15 protein-coding genes are annotated in these 14,416 nt (G+C 63.9%); 10 read left to right on the top strand and 5 right to left on the bottom strand.

Annotation, left to right across the window (positions count from 1 at the left end):
• Positions 1 to 56 precede the first annotated feature (56 nt).
• Positions 57 to 3,083 (bottom strand): DEAD/DEAH box helicase, encoded by a 3,027-nt coding sequence (locus tag ACU4IU_RS07450; RefSeq protein ID WP_446656332.1) that lies wholly within the window; start codon positions 3,081 to 3,083, stop codon positions 57 to 59.
• A 73-nt stretch (positions 3,084 to 3,156) separates the two neighbouring features.
• Between ACU4IU_RS07450 and ACU4IU_RS07445 the strand changes: the two genes are divergently transcribed.
• The 3 genes from ACU4IU_RS07445 to ACU4IU_RS07435 are packed head-to-tail and all read left to right on the top strand — an operon-like array spanning position 3,157 to position 4,267.
• Positions 3,157 to 3,525, top strand: a complete 369-nt coding sequence (locus ACU4IU_RS07445; RefSeq protein WP_446656331.1) for a hypothetical protein — start codon at positions 3,157 to 3,159, stop codon at positions 3,523 to 3,525.
• Positions 3,522 to 3,971 carry a VOC family protein gene (locus ACU4IU_RS07440; protein WP_446656330.1) on the top strand — a complete coding sequence of 150 codons (450 nt, stop codon included), beginning with the start codon at positions 3,522 to 3,524 and terminating at the stop codon, positions 3,969 to 3,971. Before ACU4IU_RS07445 ends, ACU4IU_RS07440 begins: the two co-directional genes overlap by 4 nt.
• A complete protein-coding gene (locus ACU4IU_RS07435; RefSeq protein ID WP_446656329.1) occupies positions 3,968 to 4,267 on the top strand; it encodes a biopolymer transporter Tol in 300 nt (99 codons plus the stop codon). The genes ACU4IU_RS07440 and ACU4IU_RS07435 overlap by 4 nt, the downstream gene beginning before the upstream one ends.
• Positions 4,268 to 4,334: 67 nt before the next feature.
• Here the strand turns inward: ACU4IU_RS07435 and ACU4IU_RS07430 are convergent, their stop codons facing one another.
• Positions 4,335 to 4,799 (bottom strand): SRPBCC family protein, encoded by a 465-nt coding sequence (locus tag ACU4IU_RS07430; protein ID WP_446656328.1) that lies wholly within the window; start codon positions 4,797 to 4,799, stop codon positions 4,335 to 4,337.
• Positions 4,800 to 5,036: 237 nt separating this feature from the next.
• Between ACU4IU_RS07430 and ACU4IU_RS07425 the strand changes: the two genes are divergently transcribed.
• Complete coding sequence (locus tag ACU4IU_RS07425) at positions 5,037 to 6,317, top strand: ArgE/DapE family deacylase (protein ID WP_446656327.1); 1,281 nt, start codon at positions 5,037 to 5,039, stop codon at positions 6,315 to 6,317.
• Positions 6,318 to 6,371: 54 nt separating this feature from the next.
• On the opposite strand, the gene ACU4IU_RS07420 is transcribed toward ACU4IU_RS07425, so the two are convergent.
• Positions 6,372 to 7,094, bottom strand: a complete 723-nt coding sequence (locus tag ACU4IU_RS07420; RefSeq protein WP_446656326.1) for a haloacid dehalogenase type II — start codon at positions 7,092 to 7,094, stop codon at positions 6,372 to 6,374.
• Between the two features lie 127 nt (positions 7,095 to 7,221).
• Between ACU4IU_RS07420 and ACU4IU_RS07415 the strand changes: the two genes are divergently transcribed.
• The 4 genes from ACU4IU_RS07415 (at position 7,222) to ACU4IU_RS07400 (ending at position 10,087) form a co-directional block, all read left to right on the top strand.
• Positions 7,222 to 8,007, top strand: coding sequence for a helix-turn-helix domain-containing protein (locus ACU4IU_RS07415; RefSeq protein ID WP_446656325.1), 786 nt, complete (start codon positions 7,222 to 7,224; stop codon positions 8,005 to 8,007).
• A 209-nt stretch (positions 8,008 to 8,216) separates the two neighbouring features.
• Positions 8,217 to 8,879, top strand: a complete 663-nt coding sequence (locus tag ACU4IU_RS07410; protein ID WP_446656324.1) for a small multidrug efflux protein — start codon at positions 8,217 to 8,219, stop codon at positions 8,877 to 8,879.
• A gap of 60 nt (positions 8,880 to 8,939) precedes the next feature.
• Positions 8,940 to 9,362 (top strand): hypothetical protein, encoded by a 423-nt coding sequence (locus ACU4IU_RS07405; protein WP_446656323.1) that lies wholly within the window; start codon positions 8,940 to 8,942, stop codon positions 9,360 to 9,362.
• Between the two features lie 74 nt (positions 9,363 to 9,436).
• Complete coding sequence (locus ACU4IU_RS07400; RefSeq protein WP_446656322.1) at positions 9,437 to 10,087, top strand: homing endonuclease associated repeat-containing protein; 651 nt, start codon at positions 9,437 to 9,439, stop codon at positions 10,085 to 10,087.
• Positions 10,088 to 10,195: 108 nt separating this feature from the next.
• Here ACU4IU_RS07400 and ACU4IU_RS07395 read toward each other — a convergent pair whose 3' ends face one another.
• Together ACU4IU_RS07395 and ACU4IU_RS07390 are read right to left on the bottom strand one after the other, a co-directional pair.
• On the bottom strand, positions 10,196 to 11,386 hold the full coding sequence (locus ACU4IU_RS07395; RefSeq protein WP_446656321.1) for a pyridoxal phosphate-dependent aminotransferase: 1,191 nt from the start codon (positions 11,384 to 11,386) through the stop codon (positions 10,196 to 10,198).
• 126 nt (positions 11,387 to 11,512) lie between these two features.
• Positions 11,513 to 12,967, bottom strand: coding sequence for an NAD(P)/FAD-dependent oxidoreductase (locus tag ACU4IU_RS07390; RefSeq protein ID WP_446656320.1), 1,455 nt, complete (start codon positions 12,965 to 12,967; stop codon positions 11,513 to 11,515).
• A gap of 179 nt (positions 12,968 to 13,146) precedes the next feature.
• Here ACU4IU_RS07390 and ACU4IU_RS07385 point away from each other — a divergent pair, with 179 nt between their 5' ends.
• On the top strand, positions 13,147 to 13,626 hold the full coding sequence (locus ACU4IU_RS07385) for a cupin domain-containing protein (protein ID WP_446656319.1): 480 nt from the start codon (positions 13,147 to 13,149) through the stop codon (positions 13,624 to 13,626).
• Positions 13,627 to 13,760: 134 nt separating this feature from the next.
• The gene (locus ACU4IU_RS07380; protein ID WP_446656318.1) at positions 13,761 to 14,318 is read left to right on the top strand and encodes a hypothetical protein; all 558 of its coding nucleotides are present in this window, start codon (positions 13,761 to 13,763) and stop codon (positions 14,316 to 14,318) included.
• The last annotated feature ends 98 nt before the right edge of the window (positions 14,319 to 14,416 follow it).

Below are 14,416 nucleotides of genomic sequence, written 5' to 3'. Positions count from 1 at the left end.
CTTTAGGGCCTCTAAAGTAAATATTCTCGTGGGATCTGTGAGGTTAGCCGGAGACCTTACCCCTCGAACAGCCCCTTGATGTCTGCGGCCGTGACGGTCTTGCTGAATGCTTGCCCTTCCGGGCCGCGGCCCTCATAGTTGCCGGAGTCGGACATGAGCTCGTCGAAGAGCTCGGCCTTGCGCTTCTGCAGGGCGAGCACCTTCTCCTCGATCGTGCCCTCGGCGACGTAGCGGTAGACCATGACGCTCTTCGTCTGCCCGATCCGATGAGCCCGGTCGATCGCCTGATTCTCCGAGGCGGGATTCCACCATGGATCCATGAGGAAGACGTAGTCCGCCTCGGTGAGGTTGAGCCCGAACCCGCCGGCCTTGAGGCTGATGAGGAACACCGGCGCCTCACCCGACCGAAACGCATCGACGACCGCCCCGCGATTGCGCGTCGACCCGTCGAGGACGACATAGGGAATCCCGCGAGCGTCGAGCTCCGCGGCGACATTGGCCAGGAAGGACGTGAACTGGCTGAACACGATCGACCGGTGCCCCTCGGCGATGACATCGTCGAGCCGTTCCAGGAGCGCGGCCAATTTCGACGACGGCACCTCAGCATGTTCGGCATCGACGATCGACGGATCGAGAGCGAGCATCCGCAGCAGCGTCAGCGACCGGAAGACGATGAACCGCTGCTTGTCGTATTCGCTGTCGATGAAGCCGAGGATCTTCTTCCGCTCCTTCTGCAGAATCCGATCGTAGAGTCTCCGGTGCGCGGCGTTGAGCTCGACCGAGATGACCTGTTCCTGCTTCTCCGGCAGGTCTGCGGCCACGAGATCCTTCGTCCGCCGCATCATGAACGGTCGGATCCGCCGCTGCAGACGCTGCATCCGTCCCGGATTCTCACCCGACTCGATCGGACGCACGTACTCTTCCTCGAACCGGTGAGGACTCGGGAACAGTCCGGGCGCCGTGATCGAAAACAGCGACCACACGTCCTTGAGCGAGTTCTCCAGAGGAGTGCCCGTCAGCGCCAAGCGGAACGGTGCCCGCACTTCCTTCGCCGCCAGGTGGGTCTGTGCGGTGGAGTTCTTCACGAACTGCGCCTCGTCGAGGATGAGCCCCGCCCACTCCATCCGCGAGATCGGGGTCTCCTCCAGCCGGAGCATCGCATACGACATGACGACGACATCGGCACCGCGAGCCACCTCGGCGAGGGAGATCCCACGCGCTCGCGTCGACTCGGCCACGACTCGAACATCGAGGTCAGGGGTGAAGGAGGTTGCCTCCTTCACCCAGTTCGGAACCACCGAGGTCGGTGCGACGACGAGGAAGGGAGCATCAGACTTCGCGTGCTTGATGAACGCGAGCGTCTGCAGGGTCTTGCCTAGGCCCATGTCGTCGGCGAGGATCCCGCCCAGCCGGCACCGATACAACAGTGCCAACCACCGGAATCCCTGCACCTGATACGGGCGCAGCTTCGCACCGTTCAGGTCGGGCACCTCGGTGGCGGGCAGGTGTTCGAGGTCGGCCAGTGCGCGCACCGAGTCTCTCCAGATCACGGCCGGTTCGGACTCGTCGGCGAGGTCCTCGAAATCCGACCACAGACCCATATGCATCCGTGAGATCTTCGGCGCTCCGGGCTCCCATTCGGGGATGAGGTCCGCCTCGGCGAGGAGGGCCTTGAGCTTGTCGAAGATCGGCTTGTTCAGCGACAGGAACGAATCGTCGGAGAGCTTGATCTTCTTCGTCCCGGCGGCCAACGCCTTGTACAGCTTGACGAAAGGGACCGGGCGGCCGTCGATGCTGATCTGGAAGCCGAGGTCGAACCAGTCGTTCTTCTCCGACTCGACCGAGGTGATCTTCACGTTCGGCTCCCCGCCGAGCTCCCGGTATGGCTGCTTCTTCCCGCGCGTGATGACCTTGACGTGCTCGATCTCCTCTAGCCCGGGCAGGACGTTGACGACGAAATCCGCGGTGTCGGCGTCGTTGAGTTCGACGTCCTTGATGCCCGGCAGGGCGGAGCCGGTTTCGTGGGTGTCGGCGAGGAGTTTGTCGACCTCGGTGACGACGGCATCTTCGAAGTCGAGTTCGCGTTGCCTCGCATATTCCCTCGCCGAGGCGGCGCTGAGCCTCAATCGATCGATGACGGGGAAGGTGCGGCGGGGTCCCTGGTATTCCCAGTACCAGCTTAAGGAGAGTTTGTCGCCGGCGCCGAAAGCGGCGAAGACGACAAGGCGGGGGCGACCGTACTGGGGGAAGGCGACGGTGGCGTCGCTGCTGATGACCTCGGCGCTGGAGCGCAGCTGTGGGTAGTACTCCTCAAAGAACTCTTCGGCCTCGGCTTCGGGGATCGTAATCGGTCCGGGGGATTGGAGCACGGGCAGCGCGGATTCCTTCGTCGGGGTCTCCGCGGGGGCGAGGGTGACGGTGAAACCGCTGGTGACGTTGACGCCGAAGAAGCCGTGTGTCCAGATCGGCTTGATCAGCCCGGGAGTATATTCGCGTTCGTCGATGGTCGCCCGCGTCTGCACCTGCAGGCGGTTCTGGCTGCGGCGGATGTCGATGGCGGCGCGGGCGGTGTGCCCGATGCGGACAGTCATATCCGGATTGATGCCGACGAATTCGATGCCGAGCTTCTTCCCCTGCGTGAAGTGATCCCACAGCAGGGGAGTGCGGAAATCGCCGAGGTGGTACGGCGCCCCGTCGGGCGTGAAGTCCGTCTTCCCGCGGGTGCGCAGTCCCGCGAGTTGGGTGAACCATTCCTGGTGGACCGGGTCGATGTCGAACTGCCGGGCCATGCGGTCGATGGTGCGCCAGGTCAGGGACTTCTTCACCCAGTTGCCGGACCCGCTGAGCATGAGCGGGCGGATCGCGAGGCTCGGATTCGCGCCCGGGGTGACGTCGTCCTTGTCGAGGAGGACGGAGTACTGAGCTTCGAACCAAGTGCGGGGGATGACCTGGACGAGCTCGAATCCCAGGGCCACGGGCGTGTGTGGGTGCGGAGCCGCCTCGGCGAGAGGAGCGAAGGCATCACGCCAATCGGCGGGGATGGCGGCACCGGTCGTGGCGGCGGACGGTCGGGTCTCAGGCACGATGCCATCTTCTCATTGGACGGTGACATGGGGTGACGGAGTTGTGTCAGGGGCGCGGAGTAGCATATGCGGCATGGATGAGGACAAAGAGGTTCACACGCAGTTCTTCGACGACTACACCCGTGCGCTCATCGATCGGGATGCCGTGGCAATCGCCGATCATTACGCGGTTCCGGCGCTCATCGAGTTCCCGGGGCAGCGGATCCTCGTCACCGAGGCGGCGCAGACGGAGAGCTTCTTCGCGAGTGCTGTCGGGCAGTACTCGGGCGTCACCGAGGTCGACGTTGATGTCACGGTGGCGGCATCGACCGAGCACAGCATTTGGGCCGACGTCAGTTGGAAATATCAGGGAAGTGCCCCCGACGAGCGGAACATGTATCAGCTGGTGCGTACCGAAGACGGCTGGAAAATCGCGGTGCTCACGCCTTTGGAGCTCGGATGACGGGTGAGGCGGAAGACGCTGGATTTCCTGAGCTGCTCCACACCGTCATCGATACGACCGAACCGAGGATGCTCGCGGAGTTCTATCGACGGCTGCTCGGCTACGTCTATCGCCCGGGAGACGAACCGACCGACGATCGCAGTTCAGCGACGAGTGCCGAGCCCGAGGTCCCCGACTTGCTGGTGCTCACTGATGCGAGTGGGAACCGGAAGCTCGCTTTTCAGCGGGTTGATCGCCTCGAACCGACGACGTGGCCGGCAACGGACATCCCCATGCAGATGCACCTCGACCTCACGGTGCCGAACCGGACCATGCTGGAACGACAGCTGCAGCGTGCCGAAGACCTGGGTGCCGAACTGCGCGTCGATCGTACCGACGATGAGGACGAACCGCTGTATGTCTTCACCGATCCCTCCGGCCATCCGTTCTGCATATTCGTCGCATGAGCGAGAACAGCGACAATGATGACGAGCGTTGGCTGATCGTCAGAGGACGCCGGTGGCGACGAACCGACCCAGCACTGGAACCGAGCGTGATCGAGGAACTCAAGAGCCGCCTCGGCGCCGCGAGGAACGCCGTCAAGCAGGCGAAGAAGCGGGGCGATGGAAAAGATCTCGCGGAGGCGAGACGGAGGGTGGATGTCGCGAAGAACGGCCTCGGCGAACGCGGTGAATATTGGTGGGAGATGTCGCTCGAAGACCGTCGACGGCGCGCGGAGACGGCCCTGAACGAACTGCGCTGAGTTCGAACAGGGCCGTCAGGGTGCTGTCAGGCGTGAGGAACCCGCGCCTGCGCGCTGCTGCGCGGCGTTAGACTCCGGACACCGCTGCTGCCAGGTTGCCGAGGGACGATTCGAGGTCCTCTTCGCTGACGGCCGGGAAGTCGACCTGCTTCAGCACCTCCTTGTCGGTGACCGCGCTCCAGTCATAGGTCACGGAGACCTCGGTCGAGTCATGGGCGTGGGACGTGAGTTCCCAGACCCACTCCCAACCCGGTGGCTCCTCACCGGCTGGTGCCGTCTTCCAGGCGAGAAGCTTGTTCTCCTCATAGCCGATGACGTGGTTGTCGGTCTTGTAGTCGCCGCCCATCTTGTCCCAGTGCATATTCATCGAGAACTTCTGACCGACCTCGGTGATGCGATCGGTCTTGTCATCCGACTGGACCATTCCCGAGCCGTCGATCTCGGCATGACGCTCTGGATTGGAGAGGACGTGGAAGATGTCCTCTACGGGGGCATCGATCGTGCGGGAAGCGCTGATGCTCGTCTCATTCATGCTTGTCGCCTTTCGTCAGATGGTGGCTGGAGTACGGGTCGGTCGACCCGTCCCTGACGCCCACGCTATACGCTCGATCCAAGTGACGGGAGGGGGTGCGCAATCAATCACAGCAAATGCGGTCACTCTTCCGGATACTCGTTGAGGAATGCAGAATAGCCGACAGAGGTACGTGCCATCCGCGTCTCCGGGGCTCGGACCGTCAACCATCAACACGAGAACTGGGAAGAGCACAGCATGAATCGAGAAGTCGCCCAGGCCATCACCGACGCCGTCGACAACGCGTTCGATCGTCAGCTTGAGTTCACCGGTGATCTGATCCGCTGTCCTTCTGTCCGCGGCAGTGAGGCGGCGATCCAGGACCGCATGGAGCAGGAATTCGCCGACAGGGGACTGGAGACCGACCGCTGGCGCATCGACGAAGAGGACATCGAGGATCACGTGGGCTTCGGACCGATGACCGTGCCCTACGACGAAGACTTCAACATCGTAGGCAGCTATCGGCCGGCAGTCTCGCAAGGCCGATCCCTGATCCTGCAAGGTCATGTGGATGTCGTTCCGACCGGACCCTTGGAGAATTGGACTACTCCGCCCTTCGAGCCTCGAGTCGAGGACGGCTGGCTGTACGGACGTGGCGCCGGGGACATGAAAGCCGGACTCGCTGCCAACCTCTTCGCCTTCGACGCGATCACAGCTACCGGATTCTCTCCTGCAGCCCCGATCCATCTCCAATCCGTAGTGGAGGAAGAGAGCACCGGCAACGGAGCGCTTTCGGCACTTCTGCGCGGCTACACCGGCGACGCCGTGCTCATCCCGGAACCAGAAGAGAACGCTCTGGTGCGAACCAACGTCGGAGTCATCTGGTTCACCGTTCGTGTCGAGGGGAAACCGAGTCATGTCCGGGAGATGAGCAAGGGCTTCAACGCCTTCGACGCGACAAATGACGTGATCGCCGACCTGCGCGCACTCGAGGCGGATTGGAATGGCCAGAAGGACCGGTACCCGGGCTTCGAGGATGTCGATCATCCCATCAACTTCAACGTCGGAGAGATCTCGGGTGGAGACTGGCCCTCCAGCGTCCCGTCATGGTGTGAGATCTCCGTCCGCGCCGCCATCTATCCGGGGATCGACCCGGAACAGGCGTGGGAAGAGATCCAGGAGCACGTCCGGCACGCGAGCATCGCCCGGCGCGGTCAGGACAGTCGCCTGCCACGCCTGGAGCGAACCGGCTTCTTCGCCGCAGGATATCGACTCGACGAAGGCGGAGAAGCCGAGGCCGTCCTCGGCTCGGCCCACCGGGATGTGTTCGGCCAGCCCCTGCGGTCGTTCTCCACGCCGGGCTACCTCGACGGCCGGGTGTACACGAACTATGGATCGATGCCGACTCTGACCTATGGTCCCCGATCCCTCGACATCCATGCCTTCGACGAGCGCGTCCACATCGAGTCCGTCCGCAACATCACGAAGACCATCGCTCTCTTCATCGCCGAGTGGTGCGGGCTGAAGCCGCTGAAATAGTCACTTTGGCGTTCCGCAGGGACTGCCGGCCCAGCACCCGTTCGAAACGATGCGTCAGCCGATCTGGTCAGCGAGGTCCTCGAAATCCTCGGCCATGACGTCCCAGTCGCCCGTGGGCTCGAGATCGATGGACTGATCGGGTCCATGCTCGGTGGGGCGCCGAACGAACGCTGTGCGGAGTCCGAGGGACTGCGCCGCGGCCAGATCGCTGTTGTGCGCGGCGACCATGGCGACTTTGTGCGGTTCGAGACCGAGGATGTCGGCGGTTCGCAGGTACGCATCCGGGGAGGGCTTATAGGCTCCCGCCACCTCGGCGCCGAGGATCGCATCCCAGGGAAGACCGGCACGTTTGGCGACGTCGAGAGCCAACCGGACGTTCGCATTCGATAGTGGAGCGATGATGAACCGCTCCTTCAATCGGGTCAGCCCCGAGACCGCATCCGGCCACGGGTCGAGCCGGTGCCACGCACGATTGGTCTCGTCGAGGACCGGCGCAGGAATCGAGACCGGATCGACGCCGAGACCTCTGAGCACGGTCTCGAGGTTCTCCCGATGGAGCACATCCAGACGAACGAACTCTCGGTCACCATTGCGCACACGCTCCATCGACGGCTGATATTCGGCCCGCCAGGCATCGGCGAACTCAAGCGGAACGAGATCGGGAACATGGTCGCGCAAGTGCACGGCCACCTCGGCGGACACACTGCTGCGCCAGTCGACGACGGTGCCGAACATATCGAAGACGAGAGCCTCGACCGAATCGAATCCTGCGTTCATGGCTTCACGGTAGTCCGCGTACATCGGACCGTCCATGTCAGTCCGTCCGCATAGACTGGCCGCAACCGGAATCGTCACTGAACGGCATCGATTCGGGACCACACGGCATCGGCGGAAGGACCTGACCGTGGGATGGAGCACGAGCGAATTGGCGCGGCTGACCGGCACCACGGTCAACACGATTCGGCATTATCACAAGCTCGGACTGCTCACCGAGCCTGCACGGATGAGCAACGGCTACAAACAGTACGGGGCCTCCCACCTGCTCCGACTCCATCAGATCCGGCGGATGCGCGAACTCGGGATCCCGTTGGCCGATATCGGTTCGGTCGATGACGATCACGAACAGCAGCAGCTCGCCCTCAAGCAGCTCGAGTCCGACCTCGGCGAACAGATCGCGGCCTTGGAGAAGGCCCGCACCGAGGTGTCCCAACTGCTCGAACACGGAGCGCCGATCGACACTGCCGCAGGCTTCATCGATGTCGCCTCGCGGATGTCGAGTGCCGATCGCAGCCTGATGAACATCTACTCGACCCTGTACGAGGAATCGGCGCTCGCGGAGATGCGGTCCATCATGTCCGAGACCACACCATACGACCAGGAGGTCGACGACCTCGCCGAGGATGCCGACGACGCCACCCGTGCACGCTTGGCAGAGCAGATCGCTCCGAGCATGAAGAGGCATCTCGAAGCGAAACCCTGGCTCCTTGCGCCGACCGATCGGATGACCGGGGACGTGAAGATGGGGCAGGCCGCGATCATCGGCTCGATCAGTGAGCTGTACAACGACGCACAGATCGACGTCATCCAGCGTGCCTTCATCGCCGTCTTCCCGACTCTCGAGATTCCGGACGATGATCGCGAGCGATTCATTGCTTTCATCAAGCACGTTGCCACGGAGGAAGAAGGCTGAGGCAGGGGACTGAGGCGGAGGAAGAGGAGTGAGGTCGGGAGCTGAGGGAGAGAGCTGAAGACAGTGACTGGGGAAGATAGCTGAGGATTCGCTGGATTCGACGATGAGGGCTTGACCCTGTTCTGAGAACACAGTCTGTACTGAACGTATCAACCATCAGATCCGGTTCATCCGAGCCGGGATCTGCCGATCACGTTCAGGAGGACACCATGAACCCCATCATCGAATTCTTCCAAGGTCTCGCCGCTCAGGTTCCGGATCTGCTTCAGCCGTTCATTATCGCCGCGGCCGGGGCGATCCCCTTCATCGAGGGTGAGATCTCCTCGATCATCGGCGTGTGGGCCGGGATGAACCCCGTGCTCGCCGGAGTCGCCGGAGCCATCGGCAACTTTATCTGCGTCACCGTCATCGTGCTCCTCGGAGCCCGGGCGCGCCGCGCCGTCGTGAATCGTCAGAGCGAAAAGCGTGAGCTCGCGGCCGTGGGAGTCGGCGCAGGTGTCGGCTCCGGATCGGTTGATGGCGCTGTGCCCAAGGCAAGTGCCACGCGGAATGGATCCGCCGACGTTCTCTCCCCGGATTCAGCGGCCGACGGCAATGCCGGTGACACGGCGACGGAGGGCCACCTCGGTGAAGGAGGGAAGCCCGAGTCCAAGGGACGGGTCAAGTTCAAGAAGTTCCTCACCCGCTTCGGTGTTCCCGGTGCCAGCCTGCTCGGACCGTTGGCGATTCCCACCCAGATCACCTCGACGATCCTCGTCAGTGCTGGTGTGAAGACCTCGTGGATCCTGCTGTGGCAGGGCATCGCGATCATTGCCTGGACGACCCTGACCACGCTCATCGCCACCGGATCGCTTGCCCTGTTGGCCGGCTGAAGTCGCTGGATCGCGGCTCACAGGGCTCAGACTCAACATCGCAAGAAGAAAGGACGAATCATGCGCTCGCTGTATCGCCACCGGCTGGTCCTCACCCTCACTGGTCCGATCCTCATCGCTTTGGGACTGCCCCTGGTCGTCCCGTTCGCCGCGACCCTGCTGGGCGAGACGATGCACCTGCAGATGCGATTGAGTCTGCCCGAATCGCTGCTCGCGACCTTGGGCATCCTCGTTGCTTGGTTCGTCATCTCACGGACGATCGACGTCGTCCTCAGCGGAAGCGACATCGGCGGCAAGATGACCGGGCGTCTGGTGTCGGCTGGTGCATCGGTACTCGTGCTCGGCGGAGGCTACCTGCTGATCACCGGCTCGATTCCGTTGGCCGCGATCACCGCGGTCGTGATCAGCGGTCTGTTCTTCGCACTGAACACGATGCTCGATGTTCGGGCGATGAAACCGACAGGATTCCGACGATCCAGCTGACCCAGCCCAGGCGCTGATCTCCACGGTGGCGGTGATCCTGAGCAGGGAACCATCTGAAACGTACAATGGACTGGATGTCTGATACCGGGAGACCCCACACCTCGTCGCTGGCCGTGCTCGGTGCGCTGCTGTTCATCACCGCCCGCAGCCTCGATTCCACCGGCGCGCCGGGGACCCCCGCGAGTGCCGACCCTGCCAAGCTCAGCCCCACCGACCGAGAGACCCTCGCCGAGGTGGAGTCCGCACTGACCGTCCAACTCGAGAACTCGGGGACGTCCGTGACGTCCACTCTCGCCGAGGTGGCTGCGGCGGTTGCGTACGTCCGTGGCCGGGCGGAGGTCCCGAGTCTGACCGCCAGCAGGTACGACAAGCTGCGCAAGTCGGTGCTCGACGGCCTCGGAGCGACCTCGGCGCAGGGGGCGACGATCTGGCCGCCGACCAGTCAGACCGCGGTGCAGAGGTTCGGGTCCTGGAACGAAGCGCTCAAGGCGGCGGGTCTGGCGACGAACAAAATCGGCCGAGCCAAGGGGCAGCTGCGCTTCGACTCGGATGCCTATGCGAAGGCGATTGCCGAATTCCTCGCCGACTGCGAATCGCGTGGGACCGCCGCGACCTATAAGGCCTATACCGAATATGCCGTCGAGCATAAGGGGGAGGTTCCCTCGGCAGCGGCCGTCCGGAAGTTCTACGGAAGTTGGAATTCAGCGCTCGCTGCAGTGGAGTGAGGTGTGGATCAGCGACCGCGCATCCTTCTGCTGACTGCTCACGCTATGCCCTATTTGCGATGCGCGGTCGACGGTAACTTGAGCGCTCGGTGGCCCAACACCCCGGCATCACCGGTTAGCGGCGAACGCCTCCAGCCGGTCGCACGCGGTGTTGATGGTCTCGTCCGAGACCGCGAAGGTCAGGCGCAGGTAGCCTTCGCCGGCCGGGCCGAAAGCCGAACCGGGAATCGTCGCAAGATTGTGCTTCTCAAGCAGCTGGGTCGCCAGCTCCCATGAGTCCAAACCCCATTCGGACACGTTCACCCAGGCGTAGAAGGTTGCGGCGGGCCGCAGGAGGCTCAGCCCATCGATGGCGTTGATGCGCTCGACCATGAGCTCACGCCGCCTGGCATACGAGGCGACCATCTCCTCGACCGCGGTCTGCGGTCCCTCGATTGCGGCGACCGCTGCCTCCTGGACGAATCCGGGCAGACTCGAGGTCAGGCCCTCCTGCAGCAGTGCCATCGGCGCGATGAAATCTTGCGAACCGATGACGAAACCGCACCGCCAGCCGGTCATGGCATAGGTCTTCGAGAAGCTGCCGATGGCCAGGAACCGATCGAACTCAGCCCCCACCTCGGCGGTGGATGGCTTCACCTCGGCGATGGAGGTGAAGACGGCATCGTCGAAGACCATCTCGTCATAGACCTCATCGGAGATGACGGTGAACTCATGCTCATCGGCCAGCACAGCGATCTGCTCGAGGTCGGCCCGATCCATGACCGAGCCCAAAGGGTTCGACGGACTGTTGATGATCACGGCCGCGGTCCTGTCCGTGATAGCGGCGCGGACATCCTCGGCGCGGAGCTTGAAATCGTTGTCCTCGGTGACAGGAACGGACACGGCAACCCCGCCGAGGCGGTGCACCTGACCCATGTAATTGGGGAAGCTCGGGTCGGGGATGATGACCTCATCCCCTGGGGTGACAGTGACGTCGAGGGCGAAGGTGAGCGCCTCCATCGCGCCGAAGGAGACCATGACGTTCTCGGGCGCGATGCTGCGATTCCACCGAGCCGAGTACTTGCTGGCGATCGCCTGCCGCAGTTCGGGGATGCCTGCATTGGCGACGTAGCGGGTGTTGTCGTTCTCGATCGCGCGGATGCCGGCGGCCTTGATGTGCTCCGGAGTGGTGAAGTCCGGTTCGCCGACGGTGAGCTTCACAGCATCGGGGAAGTCGAGGGCGAGGTTGAACATCTTGCGGATGCTCGACGCCGGGTAAGAAGCGGCCATGGGGGAGATGCGGCTGTGCGAACTCGTCATGGCCTCAGTCTGCCTCTTCCACGAACCGGACGACAGGGGTGGGCCACAGCGTAAGACTGGGCATCGGGTTCGGGACGAGTGCGTCAGCTGGGCGGTCTTACTCGTGCCTGTCAGTCTCCGCCCCGCCTACTCGTGCAACCCGGCCAAGCGGGATCCGAATCGGGCGAGCAGGCTTGTCTTCTTCGCCCCGGTCGCTGACTCCCACGCATCGGCGAGGCCGAAGATCTTGTACATCGACCGGATGCCCAACCACCGAATCGGTTCGGGCTCCCACTGCCCGGAGAAGTGGTCGTTCCACGGCAGCGCTGTAAGCGGACTCGATGCCCCGGCAGCCCGATCGAGCAGGGTCTTCGCCGCCAGATGAGTAGCCGTCACCCCGTGTCCGGCATAGCCGCGGGCCACTCCGATGCGCTGTGTCGGGTCGAAGAAGATGCCGGCGCACCAGTCTCTGGTCACCCCGAGCGCACCGCGCCAGGCATGCGCAACCTCGAACTCGAGGTCCGGGAAGAGCGAGGACAGGCGCCCGGCCAAGAGGTCGACTACCTCGGCGGGGACCTCACCGTCACCGGGCAGGCCCGACCGGAAAGCATAGGGCGCCCCACGGCCGCCGAGCGCGATCCGGCCATCGGCCGTGCGCTGGGCATAGATGAACGTGTGCGCCGTGTCGCCGAGGCATTCGCGCCCCTCCCAGCCGATCGACGCCCACGCGTCGTCCGACAGCGGCTCGGTTGCGATCATCGACGAGAACACCGGGATGACCTGCCGTCCCTGCAGGCCCGGCAGGTCGCCGCGGACAGTGTCCGAATACCCCTCGAGACACACGAAGATCGTGTCCGCGCGCACCGGCCCGCGGTCCGTGGCGACCGAATTCTTTCGGATATGCCTCGCCGAGGTGGCCTCACAGATGGTTACGCCCTGTTCCCTGAGCACGTGGCCGAGTCCCCGGGTGAGCAGTGCAGGATCGATGGCGGCGGTACCGGGGAAGTAGAGACTGCCGAGCGCCCCGTCGACATTGATGCGGGCGCGAGTCGCCTCGGCGTCGAGGAACTGCATATCCTCTGGCCCGTATCCGAACTGCTCATTGCCGGCCTGAAGATCGCGCAGCCGGGACAGGCCGGCCTCCGTTTGAGCGATGTCGATATGGCCGCCGCGCACTTGGTGGGCATCGATGCTTTCAGCTTTGCAGACGTCGAGGACCTCGTCGATGGAGTCGAAGAGTGCGGACTGAAAGGCGCTGACGCTGGCCACGCCGTCGAGACCTGCCGAGCCGACCGGTCCGGAGGGATCGTTCTTCCGGGCACGGTCGACCGCCTCGGCGAACTTGGTGCGATTGCCCGGCAGCAGGGTAGATAGCCATCCGCCGTTGCGGCCGGAGGCGCCGTAGCCGATGTGGCGGGCCTCGATGATGGTGATCGCCCAATCGGGGTGGGCCTGCCGGGCGTAATAAGCCGACCACAGGCCGGTCAGTCCGCCGCCGACGATGACGAGATCTTGCTTCTCGCGCGGCAGCGGTGCGGGGTCGACGTCGTCGGCGGGGGAGGCCGCCAACCAGTGCGAGGCTTCACCATTGAAGTAGGACACGGATCATCTCCTGAAGTCGAGGCGGACCATGCGGTCGCCTACGAAAACAGTTCTATCTCACGCTCAAGGTGAAGTAAATAGTTGCGCCGATTTGTATTGATTGCTGAAACGATCTCGACAGCCTACTGATTTCTTCGTCAGGGCGGCTCTTGGGTGGCTGTACTGATTACACTGTTCGCATGAGCGCAATGGAGCCGATCAATACCCGCGAATTTCCACTCAGCCACGAACCGATCGAGGCCTGGCAGATCATTCCGGCCGCCTCGGCGGGAGGGCCCGACGCGGTTGGGTCGGTGGGGCAGGATGGGTCGGTCGCCTCGGTGAGGGGCGCCAACACGGGCAGCTCGGTGGGGCAGGAAGGGGCGACCGCCTCGGCGGGGGAAGCGTCTGTGACGACGGGATTCGCCGAACTCGGCACCATCGGCGGCGCCGATTTCGGGCTCTGGGAGATGAACGCCGGAGCGATGCGCGATATCGAAGGCGACGAGGTCTTCCTTGTCATCTCCGGGACCGGGCGCATCGAATTCGACGAACCCCGCCGTGACTCCATCGAACTGGTGCCGGGATCGCTGGTTCGCCTCGTTGATGGGATGAAGACGCGCTGGTATATCGACGGAACGCCGCTGCGGAAGCTGTTCATCGCGCCCGGCGAAGGGTGAGTTCCACGCTCGGGTGGGCAGGGGGCAGCGGGTAACGGATTACGACGCCGAGGGAGTCGGGAAAACGTCATGGGCGCGGATCCACCTCGTTGAGTAGTGTCGAAGGCAGCCCGCTCGGACGAAAGGGATCGACGATGATCGACTTGGCCCACCCGCGCGACCTCGTCATGATCGGCGCGATCTTCGGACTCGCCGCGTTCATCTGGTCAGGCTGGGCACAGGAAGCGCCGCCCAGAGCGCTGGTCTGGCGACTCGTGCTCGCGGGGATCGGAGTCGCGGGCCTCGCACTCGCAGTGCCGAGCATTCTCACCGCCATCGGCAACTGGTCGGAACCCAGCGCCTTCACCACCGGGACCTCCGCATTCACGCTCTACCTCATCGTGTTCTGGGCCGAGGTCATCATTGGCGCGGTGGCGAGCTTCTTCCTCATCCGCACCGGCCAGACTGAGAACATCGCTCCGCTCATCCTCGCGATCGTCGGAATCCACTTCTTCGCGCTCGCCGTCGTCTTCGGCCAGCCCGTCCTTCACGTGGCGGGGCTGCTGCTGACCATTGTCGCGGTGGTCGCGTTCATCCTGCCGCGCGAGACCGCGGCGCCGAGTTTCTGGTGCGGCATCCTCGGCGCCCCGGTGTTCTTCGGAATCGGTCTGTGGTGTCTGCTCGCCGGACGCAGCGCGCTCGCCGCCGGATGAAACTCGGACACCGCTGACAATCCCTGGTCAGGTGCTCTATCGTGAGTGAACCGGTGCGCACCGTGGTCCGGGGACGGTTTCGTCCCGCGTTGCGCAGC

It is taken from the genome of Brevibacterium sp. CSND-B09 (assembly GCF_052906525.1).
Note: the sequence above shows the minus strand (reverse complement) of the source record. Positions and strands in the feature narration are given on the sequence as shown.